The 15034-nt window shown below is 62.0% G+C and carries 11 protein-coding genes; 10 read left to right on the forward strand and 1 reads right to left on the reverse strand.

Annotated elements, in window-relative coordinates; all coding sequences use genetic code 11:
- Positions 1 to 102 precede the first annotated feature (102 nt).
- The 10 genes from AC4PTT_RS06070 (at position 103) to AC4PTT_RS06115 (ending at position 12640) form a co-directional block, all read left to right on the forward strand.
- On the forward strand, positions 103 to 912 hold the full coding sequence (locus AC4PTT_RS06070) for an ABC transporter substrate-binding protein (RefSeq protein ID WP_113152818.1): 810 nt from the start codon (positions 103 to 105) through the stop codon (positions 910 to 912).
- Between the two features lie 57 nt (positions 913 to 969).
- The gene (locus AC4PTT_RS06075) at positions 970 to 1635 is read left to right on the forward strand and encodes an amino acid ABC transporter permease (protein ID WP_113152817.1); all 666 of its coding nucleotides are present in this window, start codon (positions 970 to 972) and stop codon (positions 1633 to 1635) included.
- Positions 1636 to 1647: 12 nt separating this feature from the next.
- The gene (locus AC4PTT_RS06080; protein ID WP_492162287.1) at positions 1648 to 2301 is read left to right on the forward strand and encodes an amino acid ABC transporter permease; all 654 of its coding nucleotides are present in this window, start codon (positions 1648 to 1650) and stop codon (positions 2299 to 2301) included.
- On the forward strand, positions 2294 to 3016 hold the full coding sequence (locus AC4PTT_RS06085; protein WP_113152815.1) for an amino acid ABC transporter ATP-binding protein: 723 nt from the start codon (positions 2294 to 2296) through the stop codon (positions 3014 to 3016). The genes AC4PTT_RS06080 and AC4PTT_RS06085 overlap by 8 nt, the downstream gene beginning before the upstream one ends.
- Positions 3017 to 4246, forward strand: coding sequence for an NAD(P)/FAD-dependent oxidoreductase (locus AC4PTT_RS06090; RefSeq protein ID WP_492162288.1), 1230 nt, complete (start codon positions 3017 to 3019; stop codon positions 4244 to 4246).
- A 2-nt stretch (positions 4247 to 4248) separates the two neighbouring features.
- Entirely contained in the window at positions 4249 to 5250 is a 1002-nt protein-coding gene (locus AC4PTT_RS06095) for a 4-hydroxyproline epimerase (protein ID WP_206553658.1), read from the forward strand.
- 13 nt (positions 5251 to 5263) lie between these two features.
- The gene (gene lhpI / locus AC4PTT_RS06100) at positions 5264 to 6940 is read left to right on the forward strand and encodes a cis-3-hydroxy-L-proline dehydratase (RefSeq protein WP_492162289.1); all 1677 of its coding nucleotides are present in this window, start codon (positions 5264 to 5266) and stop codon (positions 6938 to 6940) included.
- 25 nt (positions 6941 to 6965) lie between these two features.
- Positions 6966 to 7994: a trans-3-hydroxy-L-proline dehydratase gene (locus AC4PTT_RS06105; RefSeq protein WP_206547753.1), complete on the forward strand. Its 1029-nt coding sequence runs from the start codon at positions 6966 to 6968 to the stop codon at positions 7992 to 7994.
- Between the two features lie 662 nt (positions 7995 to 8656).
- On the forward strand, positions 8657 to 11209 hold the full coding sequence (locus tag AC4PTT_RS06110; protein ID WP_492162290.1) for an autotransporter outer membrane beta-barrel domain-containing protein: 2553 nt from the start codon (positions 8657 to 8659) through the stop codon (positions 11207 to 11209).
- 294 nt (positions 11210 to 11503) lie between these two features.
- Complete coding sequence (locus AC4PTT_RS06115) at positions 11504 to 12640, forward strand: helix-turn-helix transcriptional regulator (RefSeq protein WP_492162291.1); 1137 nt, start codon at positions 11504 to 11506, stop codon at positions 12638 to 12640.
- Between the two features lie 217 nt (positions 12641 to 12857).
- Here AC4PTT_RS06115 and AC4PTT_RS06120 read toward each other — a convergent pair whose 3' ends face one another.
- Entirely contained in the window at positions 12858 to 14837 is a 1980-nt protein-coding gene (locus AC4PTT_RS06120; protein WP_492162292.1) for a TonB-dependent receptor domain-containing protein, read from the reverse strand.
- Between the last annotated feature and the right edge of the window lie 197 nt (positions 14838 to 15034).

Below are 15034 nucleotides of genomic sequence, written 5' to 3' on the forward strand. Positions count from 1 at the left end.
TAAATATGCAAATTGTATTTTGGTGGGTTTTGTGATTGCCTGTACTGGTTTCAGCCGCGCTGCGTGCCGGCCGGCTGAAACTCAAAAACCTGGGAGAGAGACATGAACTTCAAGATTATCGCTGGCGGCCTGATGGCTGCCGCCATGGTTGCCGGCCCGGCAAAGGCCGACAAGCTGGACGACATCATCGCCTCCGGCACGCTGCGCTGTGCGGTGGTGCTGGACTTCCCGCCCATGGGCTCGCGCGATGAGAACAACGAGCCGATTGGCTTCGACGTCGACTATTGCAACGACCTTGCCAAGGCGCTGGGCGTTGAGGCCGAGATCGTCGAAACCCCGTTCCCCGACCGCATTCCCGCACTCGTTTCGGGCCGTGCGGATGTGGGTGTCGCCTCGACGTCCGACACGCTTGAGCGCGCCAAGACGGCGGGCTTCACCATTCCCTACTTCGCCTTTACCAATGTTGTCCTGACCCGCGATGGCACCGAGATCGACGGTTATGAATCGCTCAAGGGCCGCACCGTCGGATCGGTTGCCGGCACCTATGAGGCCATCGCTCTGGAAGAGGACATCAAGAAGTGGGGCGAGGGCGGCAGCTTCCGTCCCTACCAGTCGCAGGCCGACGTGTTCCTCGCGCTGTCGCAGGGCCAGATCGACGCCACTGTCGTGACCTCCACGGTTGCCTCCTCCATCGTGGAGAGCGGCCGCTATGAGGGCCTGACCATTGGCGGCGACGCGCCTTACCTGCCCGACTACGTGTCGCTGATCACGCTGCGCAGCGAATACGGTCTGCTGAACTATCTCGACCTGTTCATCAACCAGCAGGTGCGCACGGGCCGTTACGCTGAACTCTACGACAAGTGGGTCGGCAGCGAAGCACCGGACCTGACGGTCAACAAGGTCTACCGCTGATCCGGGAAGGGGGGCTTTGCGCCCCCCGCCCAATACGGACACAAAGCGGAGCGCAGGATGTTCGACTACACCTTTCAATGGCGGCAGGCCTTTCGTGCCCTGCCGCAGATGCTGGACGGTGCGCTTGTAACGATGCAGATCGCGGTTCTGTCGATGGTGATCGGCATAACCATCGCGGTGCTTCTGGCGGTGGCGCGCAACTCCGGTTCAAAATGGCTGCAATGGCCGGCCATGGCCTGGGTCGAGGTGGCGCGCAACACGCCCGCCCTGTTTCAGATCTACATGGCGCATTTCGGCCTCGGTTCCTTCGGTATCTATCTCAGCCCCTTCGTCGCGCTTCTGGCCGGCATCACCTTCAACAATGCCGGATATCTGTGCGAGACCTTTCGCGGCGCGCTGCGGGCGATCCCCGGCACGCAGGTGCGCGCGGGCCGCTCGCTCGGCATGGGGCAGGCCAAGGCGTTTCGCCTGATCGTGATGCCGCAGATGTTTCGCATCGCGTTTCTGCCGACCACCAACCAGATGGTCTGGGCGATCCTCATGACCTCGCTCGGTGTGACCGTCGGCATGAGCACCGATCTGACCGGTGTGACGCAGGATCTCAACGCACGCACCTTCCGCACCTTCGAGCTCTTCGCTCTGGCGGCCGTGCTTTACTACTGCATCGCCAAGGCCGTGATGTTCGCAGCGCGGCTCGTCGCCTGGCGCCTGTTCCGGTATTGAGGAGGATAGGCGATGTTTGAAACCTCTCTGAGCTTCAACGACATTCTGTTCCTGATCAAAGGTGCAGGCGTCACGCTGTCTATCACCATTCTGGCGGTGGTCGGGGGCACGCTTCTGGGCCTTCTGTTCGGTGTCCTTCGAAGTCATGTGAGCCCGTGGCTCACACTGCCGCTGGTCTTCGTGCTCGACATTTTCCGCTCGGTCCCGCTGCTTATCCAGCTGATCCTCGCAAACGCCTTTCAGGCCATTGCGGGCCTGCAACTCTCGCCCTTCGTCACCTCCTGCGTGGTGCTGGCGCTCTACACCTCGGCCTATTGCACCGAGATCGTGCGTGGCGCGATCGATGCAGTGCCGCTGGTGACACGCCGGGCGGCGCGTTCGCTGGGGCTGAGCTGGGGACAGGACATGACGCAGATCGTCTTTCCGATGGCGCTGCGCGTGGCCCTGCCAAGCTGGATCGGTCTCACCCTGGGGGTGATGAAGGACAGCGCCCTAGTTCTGTGGCTCGGCATCATCGAATTGCTGCGCGCCAGCCAGATCCTCGTAACGCGCCTGCAGGAGCCCATGTTCATCCTGCTCATTACCGGCGCGATCTATTTCGCCCTGAGTTTTCCCATCGCCCGCCTGGGAGGCCGGCTGGAGAAAAGGTGGCAAGAGAATGATTGAGATTGAAAACGTTCACAAATCCTTCGGCGCGCTGGAGGTTCTGAAAGGCATCAACCTGACCGTCGACAAGGGCGAGGTGGTGTCGGTGATTGGCGGTTCCGGTTCCGGCAAGTCGACGCTTCTGACCTGCATCAACGGGCTGGAGCCCATCGACAGCGGGCGCATCCTCGTTGACGGCACGGAGGTGCACGCCAAGACAACGGACCTGAACCTCTTACGCCGCAAGATCGGCATCGTGTTCCAGCAGTTCAACGCGTTCCCGCATCTCACGGTTCTGGAAAACGTCACGCTCGCGCCGCGCAAGGTGAAGGGCATGTCGCGCCGCGACGCCGAGGAGATCGCCGTTCAGCAGCTGAGCCATGTCGGCCTCGCCGACAAGCTGAAGGTCTATCCCAACCGGCTCTCGGGCGGGCAGCAGCAGCGCATGGCAATCGCCCGTGCGCTGGCCATGTCGCCCGACTACATGCTGTTTGACGAAGTGACCTCCGCACTCGACCCCCAGCTTGTGGGTGAAGTGCTGGACACGCTGAAAATGTTGGCAGACGATGGCATGACCATGATCTGTGTGACCCACGAGATGAGCTTTGCTCGCGACGTGTCGAACCGGGTCGCGTTCTTCCACAAGGGCGTCATGGCCGAGATCGGCCCGCCCGAGCAGATTTTCGGTGATGCGCAGCATGAAGAGACACGCAATTTCCTTTCGAGTGTACGTTGAATGAGCCGGCCTGAGGTTGTTGTTGTCGGGGCCGGGGTCATCGGCCTTTCGGTTGCACTGGCGGCGCAGGCGCGCGGCCTGAAGGTTCAGGTGATCGACCGTGAAGGGCCGGCGGCGGGTGCGTCCGCCGGCAATGCCGGGGCATTCGCCTTTCCCGACATCCTGCCTCTGGCCTCACCGAGGATCATTCGCCAGGCCCCGAAATGGCTGCTCGATCCGCTCGGGCCGCTGAGCATCCGGCCGGGATATGCGCTGCGCATCGCGCCCTGGATGCTGCGTTTCTGGCGGGCAAGCTGGCCGGCACAGGTGCGCGCCTCCATCGTCGCGCAGACGGCGATGATGCGCCGCGCGCAGGAAACGCTCGATCCTTTCCTTGAGCGGGCTGGCCTGACCGGCATGCTGCGTCGCGAGGGGCAGTTGCAGGTCTATGAAGGTGCGCGCGAGTTTCGCTCTTCTCTGCCCGGCTGGCAGGCGCGCGAGGCCGCGGGCATTGCTTTCCGTCATCTTGAGGGCGACGAGATCGCCGAATATCAGCCGGGGCTCTCGCCGCGCTTCACCCACGCCACCTTCACGCCGGGCTGGGCGACCATCGACGATCCGAAGGATTACACGCTGGCGCTGGCCGAGCGGTTTCGCGCCGATGGCGGCGAGATCGAGATTGCCCAAGCGCAGGCATTGATACCGGGCGGCGTGCGCACCACCGCCGGTGACCGGATGGGCCTTGTCGTTCTGGCAGCCGGCGCATTCTCGCACCGTCTGGCGCGCACCGCCGGGGTGCGTATCCCGCTGGAGACGGAACGCGGCTACAACACCACCTTTCCCGGCGGCGGGTTCGACCTGCGCATGCACATCACCTTCGGCGGACATGGCTTCGTGATTTCGCGCCTGCGCTCAGGACTGCGCGTCGGTGGCGCGGTGGAGCTTGGCGGGCTGGACCTGCCGCCCAACTATGCCCGCGCCGAAGCGATGCTGAAAAAGGCGTCCGCGTTCCTGCCGGGGCTGGACATTTCCGGCGGCAGGCAGTGGATGGGCTTCCGGCCTTCGCTGCCCGACACGCTGCCGGCCATCGGCCCGCTGCCGGGCCGTCCGGATGTGATCTGCGCCTTCGGTCACGGTCATCTGGGGCTGACCCAGTCGACCGGCACGGCCGATATCGTGGCCGATCTTTTGACGGGGCAGGAACCCGGCATCGACATTGCGCCATTCTCGCCGGCGCGTTTTACGAGGTAGACATGACCCAGTACACTTTTCCCTGCATCGACGGCCACACCTGCGGCAATCCGGTTCGTCTGGTGACAGGGGGCGCGCCGATGCTGCGTGGCGCGACCATGCTGGAAAGACGTGCGCATTTCCTGGCCGAATATGACTGGATCCGCACCGGCCTGATGTTCGAGCCGCGCGGGCATGACCAGATGTCCGGCGCGATCCTCTATCCGCCGACACGCGAGGATTGCGACGTGGCGGTTCTCTTCATCGAGACGTCGGGCTGCCTGCCCATGTGCGGTCACGGCACCATCGGCACGGTCACTATCGCGCTGGAGAATGGCCTGATCCGCCCGCAGACGCCGGGCGAACTGCGGCTGGAAACGCCGGCCGGCCGCGTTGATGTCACCTATCGTCAGGAAGGCCGCTTCATCGAGGAAGTGCGGCTGACCAATGTGCCCGCCTTCCTTTATGCCGAAGGGCTTTCCGCCGAGGTGGAGGGGCTTGGCGAGATCGTCGTGGACGTTGCCTATGGCGGCAATTTCTACGCCATCGTCGAGCCGCAGAAGAATTTTCGCGACATGGCCGATTTCACCGCCTCCGAGCTGATCGGCCTGAGCCCGAAACTGCGTGCGGCGCTGAACGCGAAATATGAGTTCGTTCACCCCGAGCATCCGGCGATCAACGGTCTGAGCCACATTCTGTGGACTGGCGCGCCGCGCGATCCCGAGGCCCATGCGCGCAATGCGGTCTTTTATGGCGACAAGGCCATCGACCGTTCGCCCTGTGGCACCGGCACGTCGGCCCGCATGGCGCAGCTCGCCGCGAAGGGCAAGCTCAGGCCCGGCGATGATTTCGTGCATGAAAGCATCATCGGTTCGCTGTTTCGCGGTCGTGTCGAGCGGGCGACGCAGGTGGCCGACCGCGCGGCAATCGTGCCGTCGATTGCCGGCTGGGCGCGGGTGACCGGCTTCAATACGCTCTTCATCGATGATCGCGACCCGTTCGCGCACGGCTTTGTTGTTACCTGATCGGCGCGAACCAATGGGAAAGCTCATTCTGTCTGCCGTGGCCGAGGGGCCGGTGCTCGCCTTCTCCGAGGGCCTGAGCTTCTGGGGCGGGGTCGATCCGGCCACTGGCCGTGTGATCGACGCGCATCATCCGCTGTGTGGCGAGACCATCGCGGGAAAAGTGGTGCTCATGCCGACGAGCCGTGGCTCGTGCACCGGCAGCGGCGTGCTGCTGGAACTCGCGCTCAATGGCCACGCGCCGGCAGCGCTGGTCTTCCGCGAGGCGGAGGACATTCTGACGCTTGGCGCGCTGATTGCCGCGCGCATGTTCGACAGGCCGCTCTCCGTTGTGCGGCTGGGGCCGGCGGACTACGACGCCCTTGCGGACGCACCATTTGCGCGGATTGATGCAGATCGCATTGAGGCCGGCGCGCTGTCGGTGCCGTTGAAACCTCTCGACAGCGCCGATCTTGTGTTGGGCGACGACGACCGGGAGATGCTCTCCGGCGGGCAGGGCGCTGCAGCACAGCTGGCCATGGAGATGATCTGCACCATGGCGGCGAGCCAGGGCGCGGAAGGGCTGGTGGATGTCACGCGCGGCCATATCGATGGCTGCATCTATGCCAGCCCCGCAAATCTGCGATTTGCCGAGGCGATGGTGAAGCTTGGCGCGCGGTTGCGCATTCCCACCACGATGAACGCGATTTCCGTCGATTTCGCAAACTGGCGCGCGCAGGGCGTTTCGCCCGATTTCGGACAGCCGGCGGCGCGTCTGGCGCAGGCCTATGTCGACATGGGCGCACGCCCCAGCTTCACCTGTGCGCCCTATCTTCTGCCGGAAGCGCCGGGAAAGGGCGAGGCCATCGCATGGGCCGAATCCAACGCGGTGATCTACGCCAACAGTGTTCTGGGCGCACGCACGGTCAAACACCCCGATTTTCTCGATCTGTGCATTGCGCTGACCGGTCGCGCCCCGCTTTCCGGCGTTTATCTCGACGATAACCGCGCCCCGCGCCGCGTGATCCATGTGGATCTGCCCCATGGATATGACGATGCGCTCTGGCCCTTGCTTGGCTGGCTGGCCGGGCGGCTTTCGCCGGACCGCATTCCACTCCTCACGGGGCTGGAGAGCACCAACCCGTCCGAAGACGATTTGAAGGCGCTGTGCGCCGCGTTCGGCACGACCTCGGCCGCACCCATGCTGCATGTGGCTGGCGTCACGCCTGAGGCGGACGGACCTGTGGCGGCGGATGCCGACAGCGCGCGTATCGGCTCCGCCGATCTGGCCGGTGCGTGGCAGACCTTCAATGCCGGCGGCGAGCAGGTCGATCTGGTGGCCTTTGGCAGTCCGCATTTTTCGTTCGCCGAGTGCGCGGCGCTGGCGCAGCTTCTCGACGACCGTGTCTGCCACGCCGACACGGCGGCGATTGTCACGCTGGGGCGTGATGCGCTGGCGCAGGCCAGAGAGGCGGGTGTCATCGCCCGGCTTGAAGCCTCGGGCGTGCAGGTGGTGGCGGATCTGTGCTGGTGTTCGATCTCCGAGCCGGTTTTCCCGCCGAAGACCCGCACGCTGATGACCAATTCCGGCAAATACGCCCATTACGCGCCTGGCCTTTCCGGGCGCAGCGTCCGGTTCGGCTCTCTGCGCGACTGCGCAGAAGCTGCGGTGAGTGGTCGGGCGCGCACGGCGCTTCCCGACTGGCTCGCCTGACACTTTATGCAAAGGAGACGATGAGATGCGCAGCAGCAAGACGGTTCACGTCATTTCCGCCCATGCCGAGGGCGAGGTGGGTGACGTGATCGTGGGCGGCGTCACGCCACCGCCGGGCGACACGCTGTGGGAACAGAGCCGGTGGATCGCGCGGGACGAGACGCTGCGCAATTTCGTTCTGAACGAGCCGCGGGGAGGCGTCTTTCGCCATGTGAACCTGCTTGTGCCGCCGAAAGACCCGCGCGCCGACGCTGCCTTCATCATCATGGAGCCGGAAGACACGCCGCCCATGTCCGGCTCGAACTCAATCTGCGTCTCCACGGTGCTGCTCGATGGCGGCATTCTGCCGATGACCGAGCCGGTCACCGAGCTGGTGCTTGAAGCGCCGGGTGGTCTGGTGCGGGTGCGGGCCGAGTGCGCCAATGGCAAGGCGCAGCGCATTTTCGTGCAGAACCTGCCGAGCTTTGCCGCACGGCTTGATGCGCCGCTGGAAGTGGAAGGCCTTGGCACGCTCAGCGTGGACACGGCCTATGGCGGCGACAGTTTCGTTTTCGTGGATGCGCAGGCGCTTGGCTTCTCGCTGGAACCGGATGAGGCGCATGATTTGGCGCGGCTTGGTGTGAAGATCACCGCCGCCGCCAATGAGGCGCTGGGGTTCCATCATCCGGAAAACCCGGACTGGCGGCATATCTCGTTCTGCCTTTTCGCCGGCCCTGTCGAGCGCGATGCGGACGGTCTGCGCGCAGGCGCTGCGGTGGCGATCCGTCCCGGCAAGATCGACCGCTCGCCCACCGGCACTGCGCTCAGCGCCCGCATGGCGGTTCTGGCGGCGCGTGGGCAGATGGGGCCACAGGACCGGCTGACGGCGGTTTCGCTGATCGGCTCGACCTTTACCGGCCGCATTCTCGGCGAGACCCGCGTGGGCGACGTGCCAGCCATCCTGCCGGAAATTTCCGGGCGTGGCTGGGTCACGGGCATTCACCAGCACATGCTGGACCCCGACGATCCCTGGCCCGGCGGCTACCGCCTCTCCGACACCTGGGGCGCACGATAGGCCAGCCCTCAGACGCCCGCGACATCGTTGCGGGCGTTTCTATATGCGCGCAGAGTGTCCGCTATGGCGCTTTCCGCCCGGATGCGGGCAGGAGAATCTGGACGTCGCGCAGGACAAGATGACGCGCGCAGAACGGCACAAACGACGGGAAACCGTTCTATCCAACTGATGGGATTTTTTGGCCTGAAGGAGAATGGTAGCGGAGGAGGGATTCGAACCTCCAATCCTTCTAAGTCGTTGATTTTCGCAATCAAATATCTGACATTCGCGTTCAGTCATCTTGTACGCTCGTACCGGGACCCGAAAAAACTGTCAAGTGATCGACCGCAAGGCGCTAGCGGCAAGCAGCCGCCGGTAACGTCTATGAAAGGCACATTCGCGGCTCCCGTTTCAACGTCCCTCCGGCAAGCCGCATGAAACTTGGGCCAGTTATGTGGGGTAGGCCTCCGATCGTGTTGTGAACGCATAGCGGCACACACAGTGAGATCGTTCTGTATCCGTCCAGAACTCGCCGGTTCATAGTCAATTTGCATCATGAGTCCTGTGCGTGGCTCCGCTAGACCGGTTTCTGGCCCTGTCGCTACGGTCCGTTTCGCTGGATCTGCGCGGGCTTTCAGGGTGGGAATTCGGTTGAAAGCCGTTCAGGTGAAGAGGACAGTGATTTGACGACGAACAATGTCGCCAGAAAAATCGGGCAATTCGCGATTGAAAATGAGGAGCGACGCAGCCGATGCCAGGGGCCGGCTCTGCTTTCGATCAATATCGCCGCGTTGTGTCTTGTATCGATTGGCGTGACACCGGCGTTGGCGCAACAGACAAGTTGGACAGCGGGGTCCGGCGTCAATCAGATCAACTGGTACGACAATGCAAACTGGGATTCCGGAAGACCGGGAACTGGCTTGAATGCGTTCATCAAAATGCCGGCGGGCTCCAATATGCCGATTATCAACGGGGGCACAGCTCTCGCTGGCGATATCTATGTCGGTTCCGATGCATCAGCTTCGATTGGGGATGGAAGGCTGATCATGCAGAACGGTAGCATCCTCAATTCTGACGAGGGATACATCGATCACAACGCCAGTGCGGGAAACAATAACGGTGTGTTCGTCTCCGGCGCGCAGTGGAACAATTTGCAGCTGGTGGTTGGTAATTTGAACCACGGCCTTTTGCAGATCACGAATGGCGGTAAGGTCACCAGCGACATCGTTAGCGGAGCCGGGCTGTCGACTGGCGGAAAAGGTGAAGTCATCATCACCGGACCGGGATCACAATGGTCGATCACGAATGGCGACCTAAAACTCGGAGGCTCTGGCGAAGGGATCATGAAGATCGCCAATGGCGGCAAAATGGGGGTCAAATCGGGGGCGGGTACCTTGCTTCTCGCGGAGTATACTGGTTCGTTCGGCGGCTTGGCCATCGGGGGGTATGCAAATGACCCTGCCGAGGCAGCAGGCACACTGTCCGCCAGCAAAATCGAGTTCGGAGACGGCACGGGCAACCTGCTGTTCAACCACACCGACACGGGCTACGTTTTTTCGCCCGATATCTCCGGGGTTGGAACCATCACCCATATCGCCGGGGAAACCGTTCTTACTGGCGATGGGGGCGGGTTTAGTGGGCAGGCGCATGTGATCGGCGGCCAGTTCTATGTCAACGGAGCACTTGGTAACGGGTTTGGTGGTGACGTAACCGTCTACAGCAATGGCACTCTGGGCGGCACCGGCAATGTCGTCTCTGCGACCATTCGGTCCGGTGGCACACTGGCGCCGGGCAATTCCATCGGCACGCTCAACATGTTCTCGGCGACCTTCGAAGGCGGTTCGTTCTATGAGGTCGAACTCAAAAATGGCGGCTTTTCTGCTGGAACACACAACGACCTGCTGGACAGCACAAATGTCACGATCCACGGCGGCACGGTGCACGTAACACCTGAGAACGGAACCGATGACGGTTCGACCTATACGCCGGGCACTTACACCATCGTCACATCTGCGAATCCGTTGGTGGGAACTGGCTTCGACAATGTGACGGACGGTTTCGCCTTCCTCGACTTTACGGACACCTACGACGCCAACAATGTCTACCTGACTTCGACGCTATCCGTGACGCCTGTGACGGGCTTTTGCGTGTCAGGCATGTCCGCCAATCAATGCGCGACGGGTGATGGCACCTTTTCGCTGGGCGCGGGAAACAGTGTGTATGATGCGGTTCTGCCGTTATCCAACGCGGAAGCACCCATCGCTCTCGACCGGCTTTCAGGCGAGGTCCACGCTTCGGCGAATACCACACTTCTTGATGACAGCCGATTTCCCCGCGAAGCGGCGATGGGTCGGATGCGCATGGCACTGGGTGGCGTTGCTATCGAAAATGATGCCCAAGACAGAGACTCTCTGACCCCAGGGGTGTGGGGGCAGGCTGTTGGTTCGTGGAGCCAATGGAATGGCGACGGAAATGCCGCCGGTCTCGACCGCTCCATAGGCGGTATCCTGATGGGTGGTGATGCGTCGGTTTGGGAAGATCTGCGCTTTGGCGTGTTAGGAGGCTATTCTCGCTCGAGCTTCAGTGTCGATGATCGCAGGTCCTCCGGCACGGTCGATACATACACACTTGGTGCCTACGGGGGTGGGGAGTGGGACAGTTTCACCCTGATGGGCGGTGTGGCCCATAGCTGGCATAGCCTCGATACATCACGGACGGTGACGTTCTCGGGTTTCTCAGACAGTCTTTCTTCTTCCTACAGCGCCCGAACCCTGCAGGCCTGGGGGGAGGCGGCTTACAGTCTCGAAATGGGCTCCGCCCGATTGGAGCCTTTTGCAAATCTGGCGTATGTGAACCTCTCCACCGACGAATTCACCGAGACTGGTGGGGCAGCGGCTTTGACCGCGGCGTCTGGCACTGTCGATGCGACCTTCACGACGCTCGGCCTGCGCGCTGAAGCCGATATGATGCTTGGGGATATGGATGCCACGTTGCGTGGCATGGTCGGTTGGCGTCACGCATTCGGTGATGCGCCGACCTCGCAAATGCGGTTCGCTTCGGGCGGCAATGCTTTCACCATTGCTGGTCTGCCTTTGGTGCAGGATACTCTGGTGCTCGACGCCGGGGTGGATGTGAGCGTTACCGAGAGGGCCACTCTTGGTCTTTCCTACGGCGGGCTGTTCGGGTCGGGCCTGCGGGATCAGTCGGCCAAGGCCACCCTGAGCGTCCAGTTCTGATCGTAGGGCCAGAGCCAAGTCCTTCTCCCAAGAAACCTGGTGGAATCGAACGGCAGCGCCTTTCTGGTTGGTGGAAGGCGCGCTGTACGGGGAGGAGTAGAGGTCGGTTGCGAAAAGGCCGTTTGCCGTAGTTGTCTTTAACCCCCACAGGCGCGTGGCTGCTGAGGAAGGCCGGTGCCAGGCGCGCCTGCTCAGCGGGTGCTTTTCCGCACTGTTTACATGTGAGGAACACTTGCCTCATGATGCGCTTGCACCACGAGACGCACTTGATCATTCGCCCTGGGGGAGAGGGATTTGAAAGACCGGCTCGAGACGCTGACCATGCTGGCCTATGGGGCTGCACTGGACGACAGGAAGTGGGGTGCATTTCTTCAGGCGTGCTCGGACCTGGTTGGTGGTGGTGTGCGAACCTGCCTGTTTGGCTACGACATGGAAGCGCGAATAGAGTTGGGTGCGCGCCAGTTCGGATATGATCCTGCATTCGAGCAGTCCTACGTGGATTACTATTCCGAGAAAGATTTTTTTGCTGCACGACTGATGAAGCATGGGGCGGGCGAGCTTGTCGCATATGAGGATGTCTGGAGCGAGGCTGGCTTGCGCGGCACAGAGTTCTATCACGACTGGGTGCGACCGCAGGAGGATATCACCGGTGGGTGTTCCGTCTTGCTGTTCAAGCAGGACAAGCGCCTGTTCGCTTTCAGTGGCAGCATACGTTCGCAGGATTCCGAGTGGCTGGAGACGCCGTGGCAGCAGATCGTCAGGCATCTGACACCTCATCTGCGGCAGGCGTTTGAGGTGGCGCGGGTTCTGGCGAGCGCGGACCTGGAAAAACGGGCGCTGGTCAATGTGCAGGACCCAGCAGGAGCAGGCTGTATCGTGCTGACGCGTGATCGCCGGATTGTGTTCGCCAATGCAAATGCTGAAGCGATGCTCTCCTCGGGAGAGGTCATCCGCAGCGATTTTCGTCAACGGCTGGTGTTTCGCGACGCTGGATGTGAGGGGAACTTCGCGCATGCCCTTTCTGGAGGAGCGACCATGGAGCCGCAGACCTTGCGTATCCATGATGCTGCAGGTGGGGCGGATATTGTTTGTCGGATTGCTCCCATCGGGCCGGGTGATATCGGCCACAGGCCGTCCGGCATACTGTTCGGTCGGGAAGAACCCCGATACCTGCTGACCATCGCGCGTGACCACCTCGTGTTCGACGCAGCAGCGCAAATGCGTGGCAGGTTTGGTTTAACGCCGCATGAGACGCAGGTGGTTCTTCATGTCGCTTCTGGCCTTTCAGCAAGGGAAATCGCTGAGGTCCGTGGCACGAGCGTCTACACGGTGCGAAACCAGATCCACAGTGCAATGAGCAAGATGGACGTGCGTCGACAGCCCGAAATCGTCCGCATCATCGAAGCAATGCGCAATCCGCTTTTTCAGTGAGCGATGGCGGTGGCATTCATGGAGCCACGGCTTCATGTCGGCGCATCACCAATGCTCTCAGACTGTACTGAAGCCTGAACCAGTCCTCTGACGAAAGCACCAGTTCTGGCTATTGGCAGATGACCAGCTTTCTATTGGTCGGGGTGTCTTGGGCGGCGAGGTGCCGCCGCCCAAGGCGTGGACAATACCTGAGCGGGCGGGCACCCGCTCCATTCAATCAGAACTTCACGGCCGTGTGGAACGTAAAGGTGCGACCTGGGGCATACACCGGATCGATGCCACCACGGTTCGAACTGGCGGCGAAGCCTGTGCGCTCATAGTAGGTTTCGTTGAACAGGTTCTCGACACCGACACGAATGGACATGTTTTCATAGGATGGCGGGGTCCATTCGGCATAGGTGTTGACCACTGTATAGGCAGGCTGGTCGTAGAAACCGGCGGCGGTGGCCGCATCGTCCGAAATCTTGCCAGCCCAGGCCAGTGATGCGCCGAGCTTCAGATTGTAATCCGGCATTTCGTGATCGATGTAGAGCGTTGCCATGTCGCCGAGCGGCATGAAGGTTCCGCTGTTGGGGAGCACTGACGCGCCGGACGCAGTAACTTTCGCTTTGGTAAAGGTCGCGCCGATCCGTGTGTTTTCCCAGCGATAGCCGGCGTTCAGTGTCACGCCGCGCGAGCGGAACTCGTTTGGATTGTTGTGCAGGGTTGCACCCGAACCCCAGCCATATTCAGGCAGGCCGTCGATACGGGTGTCGAACAGGGTCACGCCGGCATTCCAGTTCTCGCCACCGAAGTTCGCGCCGACCTTCAGGTTCTGCGCCGTTCCGGGGCTGAAGCCGGGATCGGTGGAGAAGCTGTCGTCACGGGCGTGGACATATCCGTAATCACCGATGACATAGCCGAGCCAGGTGCGGGACGCGCCTGCAAACACCTCGAAATGGTCGTTGAACTTGTAGGACAGGGTTGCGTTCACGCTGGCGCCGCTGTCGGAGAACCTGTTGTCATCCCAGTCGGTGAAGCGGTGTCCGTCATAGCGCGCGCCGGTCGACAGGTTGAAGCCGTTGTCGAACTCGAAGCGGCCCTGCGCGAAGACGCCAAGCTGCAGCGTTGAAAACTCGCGATAGCGGCGATTGTTATTGCCGTAATTGTCGGTGAAGTAACCGTGCCGTCCGAAGTCTACGCCGGCGGTGATGTTGCCATTGTCGAGCGTGAAACGGTTCTGAAACTTGCCGCCGAACAGATCCTCGTCGAGCGCCATGTTGCCGTTGGTGCGGTTTTGATAGTTTGGCCGCCAGTAGTCGTTTTCGCTGTAATAGACCATCACTTCCGGGTCCCACATGTCGGTGGGGGCGGTGGTCGTGTATTTCAGGTTCACGGCGTCCCGTGCCACTTCGAGCGGATGAACCGTGTCTCCGGCGAGACCCATGTTCATCTTGATCAGGCGGTCGGCCTTGTCGCGGCTGCGCTCATAACCGAATTCGAGGCGGTGACCTTCGGCTTCGTAACCCAGCTTGGCGAGCACATTACGGGCAGCAGGTTCGGTGCCCAGAATTTCCACGCCATCGCCGTTCTCGTAGTTCTTCCCGGTCGCGCCATGGGTCATCACGAACCAGTCGAATCCTTCGTAGCGGCCATAACCGGCGGCGCTGCCGGAAAGACCGCGCCCGTTGGTGCCGTAGGAAAGGCCAAGGCGCGCGCCGAGATTTCTGCCGTCCTCCAGCAGGTCGAGCGCGCCAACGGTTTCGTAGCGGATGGCGCCGGCTGCCGCGCCGAATCCTGAATCCGCGGCTGCAGCGCCGGCCTCAACCTCAACCTGTTTGAGGAAGACGGGGTCGACGACATTGGAGCCCGTGTGATGCCAGCTCGTTGCAGTCTGCGGGACACCGTCCACGGTGACGGCGAGGTTTGACTGCTCCATGCCGAGAACGTGAATGCGCCTGGAGGGACCGCCGCCGCCTGAGACGCTGACCGAGGATTCGCGCGAGAACAGTTCCGAGACGTTAGACGGTTGCAGGATTTCGAGATCTTCCTGGGTGATGACGGTTCCACCCGTCGCCTCGATGTTCTCCTCGCCCTGGCTGATGACCGTGATCGTGTCGAGAAGGGTCGTGCCCTGGCCTGCGTCCTGCGCCTGTAGCGCGGATGCGAGAGCGAGCAGGGAGACACCGGTGAGCGGCAGTACCCGCGGTAACGTCATTTGCTTTCCTCGTTAAGTGCCGGCCGTGAAGCGCGTAGCCCCCGCTCTGCGGCCGCAGGTCAGATATGGACGGGGCGGGCAGAATTCGTTGTCCGAGCGCGCATATGTCGTGCATTCGGCATCTTCGAACTTCATGTAACCGGCCCCTGAACACTGTCTCCGGCAGAGTCCGCACCGCTTGTTGACCGCAGGCAGTC

It is taken from the genome of Nitratireductor sp. WH36-1 (genome assembly GCF_058725515.1).

Coding starts and splice junctions, on each gene's coding strand:
- AC4PTT_RS06070 (WP_113152818.1), top strand. CDS start 103: ATGAACTTCAAGATTATCGCTGGCGGCCTGATGGCTGCCGCCATGGTT.
- AC4PTT_RS06075 (WP_113152817.1), top strand. CDS start 970: ATGTTCGACTACACCTTTCAATGGCGGCAGGCCTTTCGTGCCCTGCCG.
- AC4PTT_RS06080 (WP_492162287.1), top strand. CDS start 1,648: ATGTTTGAAACCTCTCTGAGCTTCAACGACATTCTGTTCCTGATCAAA.
- AC4PTT_RS06085 (WP_113152815.1), top strand. CDS start 2,294: ATGATTGAGATTGAAAACGTTCACAAATCCTTCGGCGCGCTGGAGGTT.
- AC4PTT_RS06090 (WP_492162288.1), top strand. CDS start 3,017: ATGAGCCGGCCTGAGGTTGTTGTTGTCGGGGCCGGGGTCATCGGCCTT.
- AC4PTT_RS06095 (WP_206553658.1), top strand. CDS start 4,249: ATGACCCAGTACACTTTTCCCTGCATCGACGGCCACACCTGCGGCAAT.
- lhpI (WP_492162289.1), top strand. CDS start 5,264: ATGGGAAAGCTCATTCTGTCTGCCGTGGCCGAGGGGCCGGTGCTCGCC.
- AC4PTT_RS06105 (WP_206547753.1), top strand. CDS start 6,966: ATGCGCAGCAGCAAGACGGTTCACGTCATTTCCGCCCATGCCGAGGGC.
- AC4PTT_RS06120 (WP_492162292.1), bottom strand. CDS start 14,837: ATGACGTTACCGCGGGTACTGCCGCTCACCGGTGTCTCCCTGCTCGCT.